11 protein-coding genes are annotated in these 13,712 nt (G+C 47.3%); 9 read left to right on the top strand and 2 right to left on the bottom strand.

Annotation, left to right across the window (positions count from 1 at the left end; genetic code table 11):
* Entirely contained in the window at positions 1–351 is a 351-nt protein-coding gene (locus ERX55_RS02465; RefSeq protein ID WP_133450988.1) for a YtpI family protein, read from the bottom strand.
* A gap of 53 nt (positions 352–404) precedes the next feature.
* Here ERX55_RS02465 and ERX55_RS02460 point away from each other — a divergent pair, with 53 nt between their 5' ends.
* The 7 genes from ERX55_RS02460 (at position 405) to pyk (ending at position 9,597) form a co-directional block, all read left to right on the top strand.
* Positions 405–1,349, top strand: coding sequence for a DHH family phosphoesterase (locus tag ERX55_RS02460; protein ID WP_133450987.1), 945 nt, complete (start codon positions 405–407; stop codon positions 1,347–1,349).
* A gap of 9 nt (positions 1,350–1,358) precedes the next feature.
* Complete coding sequence (locus tag ERX55_RS02455; RefSeq protein ID WP_165983683.1) at positions 1,359–4,448, top strand: DNA polymerase III subunit alpha; 3,090 nt, start codon at positions 1,359–1,361, stop codon at positions 4,446–4,448.
* Between the two features lie 87 nt (positions 4,449–4,535).
* Positions 4,536–4,958, top strand: a complete 423-nt coding sequence (locus ERX55_RS02450) for a FadR/GntR family transcriptional regulator (protein ID WP_133450985.1) — start codon at positions 4,536–4,538, stop codon at positions 4,956–4,958.
* The gene (accD, locus tag ERX55_RS02445; protein ID WP_133450984.1) at positions 4,951–5,823 is read left to right on the top strand and encodes an acetyl-CoA carboxylase, carboxyltransferase subunit beta; all 873 of its coding nucleotides are present in this window, start codon (positions 4,951–4,953) and stop codon (positions 5,821–5,823) included. Before ERX55_RS02450 ends, accD begins: the two co-directional genes overlap by 8 nt.
* Positions 5,807–6,733, top strand: coding sequence for an acetyl-CoA carboxylase carboxyltransferase subunit alpha (locus ERX55_RS02440; protein WP_133450983.1), 927 nt, complete (start codon positions 5,807–5,809; stop codon positions 6,731–6,733). The genes accD and ERX55_RS02440 overlap by 17 nt, the downstream gene beginning before the upstream one ends.
* Positions 6,734–6,852: 119 nt before the next feature.
* Positions 6,853–7,812 carry a 6-phosphofructokinase gene (pfkA, locus tag ERX55_RS02435; RefSeq protein WP_133450982.1) on the top strand — a complete coding sequence of 320 codons (960 nt, stop codon included), beginning with the start codon at positions 6,853–6,855 and terminating at the stop codon, positions 7,810–7,812.
* A 27-nt stretch (positions 7,813–7,839) separates the two neighbouring features.
* The gene (pyk, locus tag ERX55_RS02430) at positions 7,840–9,597 is read left to right on the top strand and encodes a pyruvate kinase (RefSeq protein ID WP_133450981.1); all 1,758 of its coding nucleotides are present in this window, start codon (positions 7,840–7,842) and stop codon (positions 9,595–9,597) included.
* 32 nt (positions 9,598–9,629) lie between these two features.
* Here the strand turns inward: pyk and ERX55_RS02425 are convergent, their stop codons facing one another.
* On the bottom strand, positions 9,630–11,009 hold the full coding sequence (locus tag ERX55_RS02425) for an amino acid permease (RefSeq protein ID WP_133450980.1): 1,380 nt from the start codon (positions 11,007–11,009) through the stop codon (positions 9,630–9,632).
* Between the two features lie 233 nt (positions 11,010–11,242).
* On the opposite strand from ERX55_RS02425, the gene ERX55_RS02420 reads away from it, so the two are divergent.
* Both ERX55_RS02420 and icd read left to right on the top strand, forming a co-directional pair.
* Positions 11,243–12,364, top strand: coding sequence for a citrate synthase (locus ERX55_RS02420; RefSeq protein ID WP_133450979.1), 1,122 nt, complete (start codon positions 11,243–11,245; stop codon positions 12,362–12,364).
* A gap of 20 nt (positions 12,365–12,384) precedes the next feature.
* On the top strand, positions 12,385–13,647 hold the full coding sequence (gene icd, locus ERX55_RS02415) for an NADP-dependent isocitrate dehydrogenase (RefSeq protein WP_208001495.1): 1,263 nt from the start codon (positions 12,385–12,387) through the stop codon (positions 13,645–13,647).
* The last annotated feature ends 65 nt before the right edge of the window (positions 13,648–13,712 follow it).

Below are 13,712 nucleotides of genomic sequence, written 5' to 3'. Positions count from 1 at the left end.
TTATGCTTTCTTTTCTTTCTCAAGTTCTGCCCATGCGCGGTCTTCTGCGGCAAAATGCTGTTCGAAGTAACGCATAGCGCGCACACCGTAACTGATATTGGCTGCCGCGAAGACGATAAGGACGGCGCAGATGAGATAAGTCACCAGGTTTGTGAACTGGATGATCTGATTAAACGAAAAGGCGATCAAGAAGATGCCGAACATCATTCTGCCGCGGGCACGATACCATGCTCGACGAACATCACGATTCGTTCTGAAGTAGCGTGCGACCTGATACAAAGTCAGGACGAGCGAGATGATCATGACAGCTAGCGCGAATGATGCAAGATAGGGTGATATTGTATTCCACATAATGAACAACCTCCATCTGCATTATAGCAGAGGATTTGCTAAAAGGAGAGACTATGACTAAAAACAGCATCAAATTGTTACAGAACTGGCTCAATAACTACGATACCATTATCCTGCACCGGCATGTGCGTCCGGACCCGGATGCGATAGGCTCGCAGCTGGGATTTAAAGCGCTCTTAAAAAAGATGTATCCGAACAAGAAAATTCTGGCCACGGGAGAAACAGTCGACAGCCTGGCGTTCATCGGTGCGATGGATGAAGTCCGGGATAGTGACTATCAGGAGGCACTGGTCATCGTGCTGGATACAGCCAACGCTGCAAGAATAGATGATACGCGCTATCAGCTGGGCGATAAGCTGGTCAAGATTGATCATCATCCGCCTGTGGAGAATTACGGAGATATCAATATTGTGGATACGACGGTATCGTCTACGAGTGAACTCATCGCTGAACTCATCATACAGTTCGGTTATGGCCAGGACTATTTAAGCACTGAAATCGCTGAATGCCTCTATATCGGCATTGTCGGAGATACCGGCCGTTTTCTGTTCAATAATACGTCTGCTCGGACGATGGAGATTGCGGGCATGCTGCTGTCCTATGACTTTGATCATACGAAGATGCTCAATCAGATGAGTCAGCGCACGCTGGAAAGCATACGCTTTCAAGGCTATGTGCTGCAGCACTTCAGCTATGAGGATCATGTCGGATTTATCTTTATCACGCAGGACATCCTGCAGCAGTTCGGCATCAGTGCCGCTGATGCGTCGCTTTTCGTCAATAGTATGAGCGATGTCGCGGGGATTGAGGCATGGGTCTTCGCAGTTGATGAAGGCGAACAGATACGCGCCCGTCTCAGAAGTAAACGGGTGGCCATCAATACGCTCGCAGCACGCTATAACGGCGGCGGCCATCCGATGGCCAGCGGAGCAACGGTCTACAGTCAGGAAGAACTTAATCAGCTGATCAATGAATTAAAAGCTGCAGTCAGAGAGTAGGTGAGAGTGATGGTTGTGCATCTGAATATCCATACTGCTTATGATCTGCTTGCTTCCACAGTCAGAATAGACGAGGTGATCAGTCGCGCGAAAGAGGAGGGACAGACTGCACTGGCCATCACTGATACGAATACGATGTATGGTGTGCAGGCCTTTTACACGGAGTGTCTGGCGCAAGGCATCAAGCCGATCATCGGTATGACAGTGTGGCTGACAGACGGTTCAACTGAAACGGAGACGATTCTGCTGGCGAGAAATCTGGCAGGCTATCATAACCTAATCCGCCTCTCTTCCCGTATTCAGCTTAAAGAACTGACCGTTGTCTCTGAAAGGTTGCTGCGACAGTACAATGAAGGTCTGATCATGGTTTTCAAGCAGGCTGGTCAATGGCTGCTGGACGAATTTCCGGAAAGCTATGCCTGTCATCTGTCTGACGTCAGCACGGAGCGGAAAGTCTATGTCAGCAGTGTGAAGTATATGGAACCGGCCGGCCTGACGGAATTAAATATCTTACAGGCTATTGAGAATAACGAGAAGATGGCGCTGGATCAAGTGGTAGGGGACGCCTTCTTTAAGACAGACGACGCGCTGACGCATATAGAGCCGTCATATCTAGAACGGACGGAAGCTGTTGCTGAGATGTGTGACGTTGAGATCCCGCAGCTGAATCATCTGCCGAAGTTCCGGACGCCGAACGGTGAAACGAGTGAGACCTATCTGAAGCAGCTGTTAGAAGCTGCCTGCGCTGATCTTGATGAAACCTACAAGACGAGGATGCGAAAGGAATATCAGATCATAGCGGATATGGGATTCAGTGATTATTTCCTGATCGTCAGTGATCTGATTCGCTATGCGAAGCGTCAAGGGATTCTTGTCGGTCCCGGCCGTGGTTCTTCAGGCGGCTCGCTCGTCAGTTATCTGCTGGATATTACTATGATCGATCCGCTCAAACATCAGCTGCTGTTTGAACGCTTCCTCAATCCTGAGCGGGTGACGATGCCGGACATCGATATTGATTTTGAGGATACAAGACGCCATGAAGTCATCGATTACTGTGTGAAGAAATACGGGGCATTTAATGTGGGCGGCATTGTGACGTTCGGTCATCTGACCGCTCGTGCTGTCATGCGGGAGGTCGGCCGCATTCTGCAGTTCCCGGAATCAGATCTGAAGTTCATCTCGCATCTCATCCCTAAAAAGCCGGGGACGATGCTTGCAGACGCCTATCAGAATCCGGAATTCAAGCAGTTTACTGAGCAGGATGATGCTCATCGGCAGTGGTTGACCATCGCCAAGCGGCTGGAAGGCCTACCGCGGCATACTTCAACGCATGCTGCAGGGATCATCATTCACGACCAGCTGCTGACTGACTACGTCCCTCTCATTAAAGGGGATACGCTGAACTTGACGCAGTGGACCATGACGGAAGTGGAACATCTCGGTTTACTGAAAATCGATTTCCTGGGTCTGCGGAATTTGACGATCATTCAGCGCGTCTTAAACGCCAGCAGACTGAAAGTGACCACGAAAACCATTGATTATGATGACCCGCTGGTCTTCAGTGCACTCAGCAGAGCAGATACGACCGGCATCTTTCAGCTTGAATCCTCAGGCATCAGACAAGTGCTGCGGCAACTTGAACCTCAGAACTTTGAGGATATTGTCGCCGTGCTGAGTCTCTACAGGCCCGGACCGATGGAGCAGATTCCGCTCTATATCGAGAGACGGCACGGCCGGTCCTTCGACTACCTTCATCCCGATCTGGAACCTATTCTGAAGTCGACTTATGGTGTTATCATCTACCAGGAGCAGATCATGCAGATTGCCAGTCAGTTTGCAGGTTTCACGTTAGGTGAAGCTGATACGCTCAGACGTGCGATGAGCAAGAAGAAGCGGGATGTTCTGGAAGCGGAACGTCAGCATTTCATCAGCGGCAGTGAGAAAAATGGTTACGACGCGCAGACAGCTGAGGCGATATACGAACTGATTATGAAATTCGCAGATTATGGATTCCCGAGAGCACACGCTGTAGCGTATGCTCAGATCGCCTATATGATGCTCTATCTCAAAGTTCATGAACCGGCTCATTTCTATGCGGCGACTCTGAGTAATGTGATAGGCAGTGAAGGAAAGCTCGCTGATTTGATCGCGGAAATGAAGTCAAAGCAGCTGCCATTTAAACCGCCGTCCATCAATCAGTCTCACTGGTATTTCCGGGCGGACGGTGAACAGGTCATTCTGTCACTCGGCATGATTAAAGGAGTCGGCTACCGCACGGTGATGGAGATTGTCGAGGAACGGAAGAAAGGACAGTTTCTGGATATCTATGATTTCATGCAGCGGATGCCGAAGCGCTCAGTCTCTAAAGCGGCGCTTGAGGCAATGATCGTCACAGGTGTCTTTGATGAATTCGGTCAGACACGCGCCACATTGCTGGCGTCAATCGATAGTGTCATGGAGATGGATCAGGGCCAGGAAAATGATCACTTTCTCGAGGAACTCGGCTTCAGCCTGAAGAAAAGTTATCAGGAGCGACCTGAAATGTCAGAAGAGAAACGCATGCAGTACGAAGTGGAGTATCTCGGTTTCTATCTGTCTACGCATCCGGTCGAGAAGCTGTACCTTCATCATCTCTATCTCCCACTATTTAAGCTGAATCATACGGATCAGTCGAACTGGCTGCTGGTCAGTTTGGCGTCAGTCAGACAGATCCGTACCAAAAAAGGACAGCTGATGGCTTTTGCGGTCGCGACTGACGGTTCCACTGAAGCTGAGCTTGTTATATTCCCGTCTGTATTTCAGCGCTATGAAAGGGTGCTGCAGGAGAAAGAAGTGGTCGTCAGAGGGAAGCGTGATGACAAAGGGAAGCTCATCGTCGAAGAGCTGATGACTTTTCAGCAGTTCAAAGAGGACTATATGAACCGAGTACGAGAAATCTATCTGCTCAAAGAGCCTGACATGGCGCTTGAAGAAGGAGACATCGCGCTTCTGCTCTTTGATTATGCCACAGGCCAATCCAAGCAGATTGCGAGTGTCAACCGCGAGACGATGCAGACACTGTTGGAACATTATCCGCCGGAACTGATACGCCTGATTTAACTTTATAAACCGAGAAGGTTATGATATATTATTCCTTAGTGGTCAGACCACTAAGGAATTTTTATTATACATATTAGGAGCAGAATGATGAACACTGTCAAACAAAAAGGGTTTATATCTGTTGTTAAGGAACTGGAAACTTATATGATAGAGCACGATCTGACAGCAGGAGATAAACTGCCGTCAGAACGGGATCTAAGTGAAAAGATGAATATCAGCCGCTCCAGTATACGCGAAGCGTTACGAGCGATGGAGCTTATCGGGATCATCACGACTAAAAGAGGAGAGGGCACCTTCCTCTCCAATGTAGATGACCATCAGCTGTTCGAAATCATCGGACGGTTTCTGATTTATTCAGAGAAACAGAAGAATGAAATCACGGAATTCAAGCAGCTCCTGGAATCGTTTATCAGTCAGCATGGTGAAGGCAACAGAATCATCTACCGTGTCTACAGACTGATCAAGCGTTACGATAAAGTGTTTAGCGGGAAGGGGACAGAAAATGTTTAAAGATATATTTAAACGCAACAATGGCAATAAGAAGTATGTAGCAGTGCCGAAAATAAAGGCGACAGATGTACCTGAAGGGATTATGGTGAAGTGCCCGAAGTGCGGTAAGATCATGTATACAAAGGAACTCAATAAAAATCTGAATGTCTGCGTAGAATGTAATTTCCATTTAACGATGACTGCACATGACCGCATCAACAGTCTCGCCGATAAGAACAGCTTTGTAGAATTTGACGCAGATATGCTGTCAGAGAATCTGCTGGATTTCCCTGATTATATGGAGAAAATCGAAAAAGACAGAACTAAAACACAGCTGAATGAAGCGGTTGTAACCGGTACGATCAAAATAGATGGCATGCCGCTTGGAATATGCGTCATGGATTCAAGATTCCGTATGGGGTCGATGGGGGCGGTAGTAGGTGAGAAAATCTGCCGCGTGATAGATTACTGCACCGATCACAAGCTGCCGTTTGTCATTTTTACAGCGAGCGGCGGGGCACGTATGCAGGAAGGCATCATCTCATTGATGCAGATGGCGAAGACCAGTGTCGCCATCAAACGCCACAGTGATGCTGGCGGTCTGTATATCGCCTATATGACTCATCCGACAACCGGGGGCGTCAGCGCCAGCTTTGCTTCAGTAGGAGATATCAACCTGGCAGAACCGGAGAGTCTGATCGGTTTCGCGGGCAGACGGATCATCGAGCAGACCATCAATGAGAAACTGCCGGACGATTTCCAGACAGCGGAATTCCTGCTGGCGCATGGCCAGCTCGATAAGGTGGTCCATCGAAAAGATATGAAGCAGACACTCAGTCAGTTGATTATGATGCACGGAGGTAAAGCAGATGACAATGGAATTTGAGAAGCAGCTTGCAACGCTCGATAACAAAATCAAGGAACTGGAAAAAAAGAACAGTGAAGTCCAGCTACAACAACTGAAAGAGGAACGGGCTGAACTGCTGAAGAAGATTTACCGCGAACTGGAACCTTGGGACCGTGTCCAGATTGCACGTTTAGGTGTAAGACCGACAACGTTAGACTATATATATGCCATATTTGACGACTTCATTGAACTGCATGGCGACCGTACGTACGGGGATGATGCGGCGCTGATAGGTGGCCTCGCGATGTTCCAGGACAGGGCTGTCACCGTTATCGGTCATCAGCGCGGTAAAGATACGAAGGATAATATTTACCGCAATTTTGGTATGGCGCACCCGGAAGGTTATCGAAAGGCACTGCGCTTGATGAAGCAGGCCGAGAAGTTTAAGCGACCGATTATCTGTTTTATCGATACGAAGGGCGCTTATCCGGGTAAAGCAGCTGAAGAGCGGGGACAGAGTGAGTCGATCGCCCGCAACCTAGTGGAGATGGCCGGTCTGACAGTCCCTGTCATCTCGGTTGTCATCGGTGAAGGGGGTAGCGGCGGTGCGCTTGGCATCGGCATCTGTAATCACCTGCTGATGCTTGAGAATTCCACGTATTCAGTGATTTCTCCGGAAGGGGCAGCAGCGTTGTTATGGAAGGATAGCACACAGGCCAGACGCGCGGCAGAGACCATGCGGATCACTGCGCCTGACTTGCTGGAACTCGGTGTCGCAGACCGTGTGATTGAAGAGGTGGTCGGCGGTGCCCATGAAGATGTGGAGAGACAGAGTGAGAAAATTGCGGAAGCGCTCTCTGATTCTCTCGCTGAACTGCGTCAGCTGACACCTGATGAGCTGGTCAATCAGCGCTACGAAAAATACCGGAATATCGGCGCAGATCAGTGATTTGACCTGAAATAATAAGTGAAACGTTTTCATTATCATCGCTGTTTGCAATTAATAGCATCCGTCTTTTTTTTGTGGTACGTTATAAATAAATACCGACCAAAAGTGAGGAAGCCATTATGAAAAAGATTGCAGTATTAACGAGCGGTGGAGATTCACCGGGAATGAACGCGGCCGTGCGTGCAGTAGTCCGTAAAGCGATTTATCACGATATAGAAGTCTACGGTGTCTATCAAGGTTATCAGGGTCTGATCACGAACAACATCAAGCAGCTGGACCGGGGCGCAGTAGGTGACAAGATTCAGCGCGGCGGAACTTTTCTCCAGTCTGCAAGATGTCCGGAGTTCAAGGATCCGAAAGTTCGTCAGCAAGGGATTGAGAACCTGAAGAAATTAGGGATTGAAGGTCTTGTGGTTGTCGGAGGAGACGGCAGCTACCGCGGTGCTCAGCGTCTGAATGAAGAAGGTATCAAGACAATCGGTATCCCGGGTACGATTGACAATGATATCAACGGCACTGATTTCACAATCGGATTCGACACAGCGCTGAATACCATCATCGAAGTAGTCGATAAGATCCGCGATACGGCATCGAGTCATGAGCGGACTTTCATCATTGAAGTCATGGGTCGCGATGCCGGGGACTTAGCGCTCTGGTCCGCGCTTGCCGGTGGTGCAGAGACCGTCCTTATCCCTGAATTCAAGAAAGATGTCCAGGAGATTGCTGATAAGATCCAGCAAGGGATTGAGCGGGGCAAGAAACACTCCATTATCATCGTGGCTGAAGGTGTCATGTCCGGCGAGGACTGTGCGGAAGAACTCAAGAAATATATCAACGTAGATACACGTGTATCTGTTCTCGGCCATATGCAACGTGGTGGTTCGCCGTCAGGTATTGACCGAGTGCTCGCGTCGCGTTTCGGTGCTTATGCAGTAGATTTACTCATGAATGACGAAACCGGTTTAGCAGTGGGTATACAGAATAATAAACTGACGAAAACGAAATTTGAAGATATCTTCTCAAGCCAGCATAAAATTGATGAAGAGATGTACCGCCTGACGAACGAACTATCGATTTAATTCAGACTGATAATGGAGGAGAAATTAATGAGAAAAACTAAAATTGTATGTACGATCGGGCCGGCTTCGGAATCACCGGAAGTACTGGAACAGCTGATGACAGCAGGAATGAATGTTGCACGTCTGAACTTCTCACATGGTTCTCACGAAGAGCACGGCGCACGTATTGCACGTATCCGTGAAGCAGCTGAAAAGTTAAACAAGACTGTGGCAATCCTCCTGGACACTAAAGGACCGGAAATCCGTACGCATAATATGGAAAACGACAAGATTGAACTACAGAAGAATACAACAGTAGTCATCAACATGCAGGAGGTATTAGGGACAGCGAATGAATTCTCTGTCACTTATCCTGAGTTGATCAACGACGTCCATGTCGGCTCAACTATCTTACTGGATGATGGTCTGATTGAACTGAAAGTCAAGGACCTCAAGCATGAAGAAGGTAAAATTGTCTGTGACGTGATCAATGCGGGCGAACTCAAAAACAAAAAAGGGGTCAACCTGCCTGGTATCAAAGTCAATTTGCCGGGTATCACTGAAAAAGATGCTGAAGACATCAAGTTCGGGATTGACCAGCAAGTGGATTTCATCGCTGCCTCATTTGTCCGTCGTGCAAGCGATGTGCTTGAGATCCGCAAAATTCTTGAAGACCGTAAATGTTCGACGATCCGCATCATTCCTAAGATTGAAAATGAGGAAGGGATTGAGAACATCGACCAGATTCTGCAGGTATCGGACGGTTTGATGGTTGCGCGTGGCGATATGGGTGTAGAAATCCCGGCTGAACGCGTACCACTCGTTCAGAAAGAGCTGATCCGTAAGTGTAATGCACTCGGCAAACCGGTTATTACAGCGACTCAGATGCTTGATTCTATGCAGCGCAATCCTCGTCCGACGCGTGCAGAAGCGAGTGACGTAGCGAATGCGATTTATGATGGCACAGATGCCGTGATGTTATCAGGTGAGACAGCAGCGGGGCAATATCCTGTTGAATCTGTCAAAGTGATGGCCAATATCGCTTATGCTGCTGAAGAAGCGCAGGATTATAAGTTCCTCCTGGACAGCCGCACGAAACTAAATGAAACCAACATGGTCAATGCGATCGGTGTCTCTGTGGCCCATACAGCATTGAACTTGAATGTACAGACTATTGTTGCAGCGACGGAAAGTGGTCATACAGCGCAGATCATTTCTAAATATCGTCCGCATGCACATATTATAGCGATGACCCCTTATGAACAGACAGCGCGTCATATGGCACTTGTCTGGGGCACTATTCCAGTCGTGAAAGAAGGCAAGAAAACAACTGACCAGCTGCTGGAACAGGCGTCAGAAGCAGCGATTGAAGCAGGTAGTGTCAACAACGGTGATCTTATCATCATTACTGCGGGTATCCCGACAGGAGAAGCGGGCACGACGAACTTCATGAAGATTCAGCTCGTGGGTAATGAACTGGCAACAGGTCAAGGTATCGGCCGCACGTCAGCAGTCGGCCGTGTAGTGGTCGCTAGAAATGCAGAAGAATTAGCGGATAAGGATCTGACTGATGCTGTCATCATCACGCAGTCGACTGACGCAGATATGGTGCCTTATCTTGAGAAGGCCGTTGCGATTGCCACTGAAGAAGGCGGTCTGACAAGTCATGCGGCTGTTGTGGGACTGACACTCGGCAAACCGACAATCGTAGGGATTGACGATATCTATCATAAGTTTGAAAACGGGGCCACGGTAACAGTGGATGCACAGCATAATAAAATTTACGCTGGACATGCAAAGGTATAAAAAAGAAGCTCATCCTTGGATGAGCTTCTTTTTTAAGCTTTTTTGCCCTTCATATCAAAACGATACATCAGGAAGAGCAGGACGAACCAGAGCGGCGTGAGCGCTACACCGATTCGAGTATCAGGTGCCATGAAGAGCAGTGCAAACATGAAGATGAAGAAAGCTAAGAGAACAACAGCAGTCGCCATGCCACCAGGTGTCTTGAACTTAGAAGACTGGTGTAATTCCGGACGCTTCTTCAAGTAGACCATGTAGGAGATCGTGATCAGTGACCATACAACAATAAAGAATACAGTCGCGAGTGTCGTGACGAGTGTGAATACTTGTGATGCATTCGGAATCATATAATTGAGTAAGACTGACACTAAGAGTAAAGCGCTTGAGAAGATAACAGCATTTGCTGGTACGCCTGTCTTGTTTGTCTTTTCAAAGAAACCTGTTCCTTTAGCATAGTGTTTGCTTAATCCGTAGAGCATACGGCTGTTTGAGAAGATACCACTGTTACAAGATGAAGAAGCAGATGTGATAACAACAAAGTTGATTAAGCTTGCTGCGAAGACAATCCCGATCATTTTGAACAGTTCAACGAACGGGCTGAGTTCCGGATTGATCTGATCCCAAGGTGTGATACTCATGATGATCGTTAAAGCACCGACGTAGAATAAGATGATACGAATCGGGACGTTGTTGATTGCTTTCGGCAATGTTTTCTCTGGGTCCTGTGCTTCACCGGCTGTTACACCGATTAACTCGATACCTACAAAGCTGAAGACTGCCATCTGGAAGCTGAGCAGGAAGCCGTTGATGCCGTTCGGGAACCAGCCACCATGACTCCATAAGTGGCTCAGTGACGCATGACCAAACGGTGTTTTGAACTGGATGATGATCAGGAAAATACCCACAACAATCAGCGCGATGATGGTGATAACCTTAATGATTGCGAACCAGAACTCTAGTTCACCGAACAACTTAGCTGTCAGCAGATTTAAAGTCATCAAGAAAAGAATCGTGATCAGTGCTGATAGCCAGGTAGGAAAATCCGGCCACCAGAAGTTGACGAACTGAGCGACAGCTGTGACTTCTGCCATCCCTGTCACAATCCAGCAGAACCAGTACGTCCAGCCGGTCATGTAACCCGCAAACTCACCCAGGTAATCTTTAGTGATATCCGTAAATGAGTGATAATTAAGATTGGAAAGCAATAATTCTCCGAGTAGTCTCATGAATAAAAAGAAGATGACACCTAAAATTGCATAAGTCAGTAATATGGATGGACCCGCAAAGTGAATGGATTTACCAGCACCAAGGAAAAGTCCGGTACCGATCGCGCCCCCAATCGCGATCAGCTGAATATGACGATTCGTCAAGGTCCGCTGGAGATTATTATCGTCCAAGTGATGATTCTGTTCCATATTGTTCCCCCTTTTCTGATATTGATTTGATGTAACGTTTTAATCTCCAAAAGCATATAACGAAATATTCTAAATTGCAAGATAATTTTTGGAGGCGATTTCATAAGAAAAACTTATAGATAGCGATAAAGAATAGCTAAGTATTGAAAACGTTCACATATCTGTTTGCTTTCGGTATAATAAGCATGTAGACATGCAAGAGAATGATTATAAGATGTAAAGGGGACAATAATATGGCAGATGTAATCAGAGGTTTAGAAGGCGTCCTTGCTACTGAGACGAAAGTAAGTTCAATCGTCGGACAGCAGTTAACTTATGCAGGATATGATATCGATGATCTAACTGAAAATGCGAAGTTTGAAGAGGTCATTTTCTTATTGTGGCATTTCAGATTACCTAATGAGCAGGAACTCAATGACTTTAAGGCGCAGCTACTTGAAAACATGGTGCTGAATCCGCGTATCTACGAACATTTCGAAGATTATGCAGCAGATGATGTTCATCCTATGACGGGCTTAAGAACATCACTCAGCTATCTTGCACACTTTGATCCACGTGCTGAAGAGTTCAATGATGATGCGCACTTCAATAAGGCAACCCGTATTCAGGCGAAAGTGGCGTCACTTGTTGCGGCATTCGCACGTGTCCGTCAGGGCAAAGAACCCCTCAAACCTAAAGCAGAGCTGAGCTATGCAGCTAATTTCCTTTATATGCTGTTCGGAGAAGTGCCGACAGAAGTGCAGGAAGAGGCATTCAATAAAGCATTGATTCTTCATGCGGACCATGAGCTGAATGCGTCGACATTCACTGCCCGTGTCTGTGTATCGACATTGACAGATATGTATTCAGGTGTCACAGCAGCAGCAGGTGCCTTAAAAGGCCCTCTGCACGGCGGTGCCAATGAGCAGGTGATGAAAATGCTCAGTGAAATCGGTTCTATGGAGAATGTTGAAGATTATATCCAGAAGAAAATTGATAACAAAGAAAAAATCATGGGCTTTGGTCACCGTGTCTATAAAGAAGGCGACCCTCGTGCGAAGTATCTGAAAGAGATGTCTCGCCGTATCACAGATGAGACAGGACAGAAAGAATTATATGAGATGTCTGTGCGTATCGCTGAGATGATGGAAGAGAAAAAAGGCTTGCTGCCGAACGTCGACTTTTATTCAGCAACCGTGTATCACTCAATGGGCATAGAACATGATTTATTCACACCGATCTTTGCTGTCTCTCGTGTATCAGGCTGGTTAGCCCATATTCTTGAGCAATATGAAAACAACCGCATCATCCGCCCTCGTGCAGAGTATGTCGGTGAAGTCGGACGTAAATATGTCCCTGTATCTGAACGAAAATAAACCCTTATAGGAGGATTATCATGGCTGAAAAAATCACAAATTCTAATGGAACTTTAAATGTACCGAACAATCCAGTTATTCCATTCATTATCGGAGACGGTACAGGTCCGGATATCTGGCATGCAGCGAGCCGCGTGCTGGATGCTGCAGTTGACAAGGCATATAACGGCGAAAAGAAGATTGAATGGAAGGAAGTCCTTGCAGGACAGAAAGCATTTGATACGACCGGTGAATGGCTGCCGCAGGAGACACTGGATACCATCGAGGAATATCTGATTGCCATTAAAGGTCCGCTTACGACGCCGATCGGTGGCGGCATCCGTTCATTGAATGTGGCGCTGCGCCAGGAACTGGATTTATTCGTCTGTCTGCGTCCGGTCCGTTATTTTGAAGGTGTTCCTTCTCCGGTTAAACGCCCTGAAGATACTGACATGGTGATCTTCCGTGAAAATACCGAGGATATCTATGCGGGAATTGAATATAAAGAGGGCTCAGATGAAGTGAAGAAAGTCATCGAGTTCCTGCAGAATGAAATGGGCGCTAAAAACATTCGTTTCCCGGAGACATCAGGTATCGGCATCAAACCGGTCTCAAAAGAAGGAACAGAACGTCTGGTGCGCGCTGCCATCAATTATGCACTGGAACAGGGGCGCAAGTCGCTGACACTGGTTCATAAAGGCAACATCATGAAGTTCACTGAAGGTGCATTTAAACAATGGGGCTATGATTTAGCTGAACGTGAATTCGGCGATAAAGTCTTCACGTGGGCACAGTATGATAAACTGGTCGAATCAGAAGGCAAAGAAGCAGCGGAGAAAGCACAGGAAGAAGCAGTGAACAGCGGCAAGCTGCTGATTAAAGATTCAATCGCTGATATCTTCCTGCAGCAGATTCTGACGCGTCCTGCGGAATTTGATGTGGTGGCGACGATGAACTTGAACGGTGACTATATCTCTGATGCACTCGCAGCTCAAGTGGGTGGTATCGGTATCGCACCAGGGGCTAATATCAATTACGAGACAGGACACGCTATCTTTGAAGCGACACATGGTACTGCGCCGAAGTATGCAGGCCTCGATAAAGTGAATCCTTCTTCAGTTATCTTAAGCGGTGTCCTGCTGCTGGACCACCTGGGCTGGAGAGAAGCAGGGGAACTGATCACGAAATCAATGGAAAAAACCATTGCCTCTAAAGTGGTGACATATGATTTCGCCCGACTTATGGACGGTGCAACTGAAGTGAAATGTTCAGAGTTCGCTGACGAACTGATTAAAAATATGTAAAGGAAATAAGCCGCCTGACAGCGGCTTATTTTTTTTTGCCTGTCAGTGAAATATAAATATTTTGT

This window comes from Macrococcus bovicus (genome assembly GCF_004359575.1).
GTDB lineage: Bacteria > Bacillota > Bacilli > Staphylococcales > Staphylococcaceae > Macrococcus > Macrococcus bovicus.
This window is presented reverse-complemented; position numbering and strand designations above follow the sequence as displayed.

Excerpts from the sequence above, each read along its gene's own strand:
- pfkA (WP_133450982.1), top strand. The coding sequence starts at position 6,853 with ATGAAAAAGATTGCAGTATTAACGAGCGGTGGAGATTCACCGGGAATG.
- pyk (WP_133450981.1), top strand. The coding sequence starts at position 7,840 with ATGAGAAAAACTAAAATTGTATGTACGATCGGGCCGGCTTCGGAATCA.
- icd (WP_208001495.1), top strand. The coding sequence starts at position 12,385 with ATGGCTGAAAAAATCACAAATTCTAATGGAACTTTAAATGTACCGAAC.
- ERX55_RS02440 (WP_133450983.1), top strand. The coding sequence starts at position 5,807 with ATGACAATGGAATTTGAGAAGCAGCTTGCAACGCTCGATAACAAAATC.
- ERX55_RS02425 (WP_133450980.1), bottom strand. The coding sequence starts at position 11,009 with ATGGAACAGAATCATCACTTGGACGATAATAATCTCCAGCGGACCTTG.
- accD (WP_133450984.1), top strand. The coding sequence starts at position 4,951 with ATGTTTAAAGATATATTTAAACGCAACAATGGCAATAAGAAGTATGTA.
- ERX55_RS02450 (WP_133450985.1), top strand. The coding sequence starts at position 4,536 with ATGAACACTGTCAAACAAAAAGGGTTTATATCTGTTGTTAAGGAACTG.
- ERX55_RS02460 (WP_133450987.1), top strand. The coding sequence starts at position 405 with ATGACTAAAAACAGCATCAAATTGTTACAGAACTGGCTCAATAACTAC.
- ERX55_RS02465 (WP_133450988.1), bottom strand. The coding sequence starts at position 351 with ATGTGGAATACAATATCACCCTATCTTGCATCATTCGCGCTAGCTGTC.
- ERX55_RS02455 (WP_165983683.1), top strand. The coding sequence starts at position 1,359 with ATGGTTGTGCATCTGAATATCCATACTGCTTATGATCTGCTTGCTTCC.
- ERX55_RS02420 (WP_133450979.1), top strand. The coding sequence starts at position 11,243 with ATGGCAGATGTAATCAGAGGTTTAGAAGGCGTCCTTGCTACTGAGACG.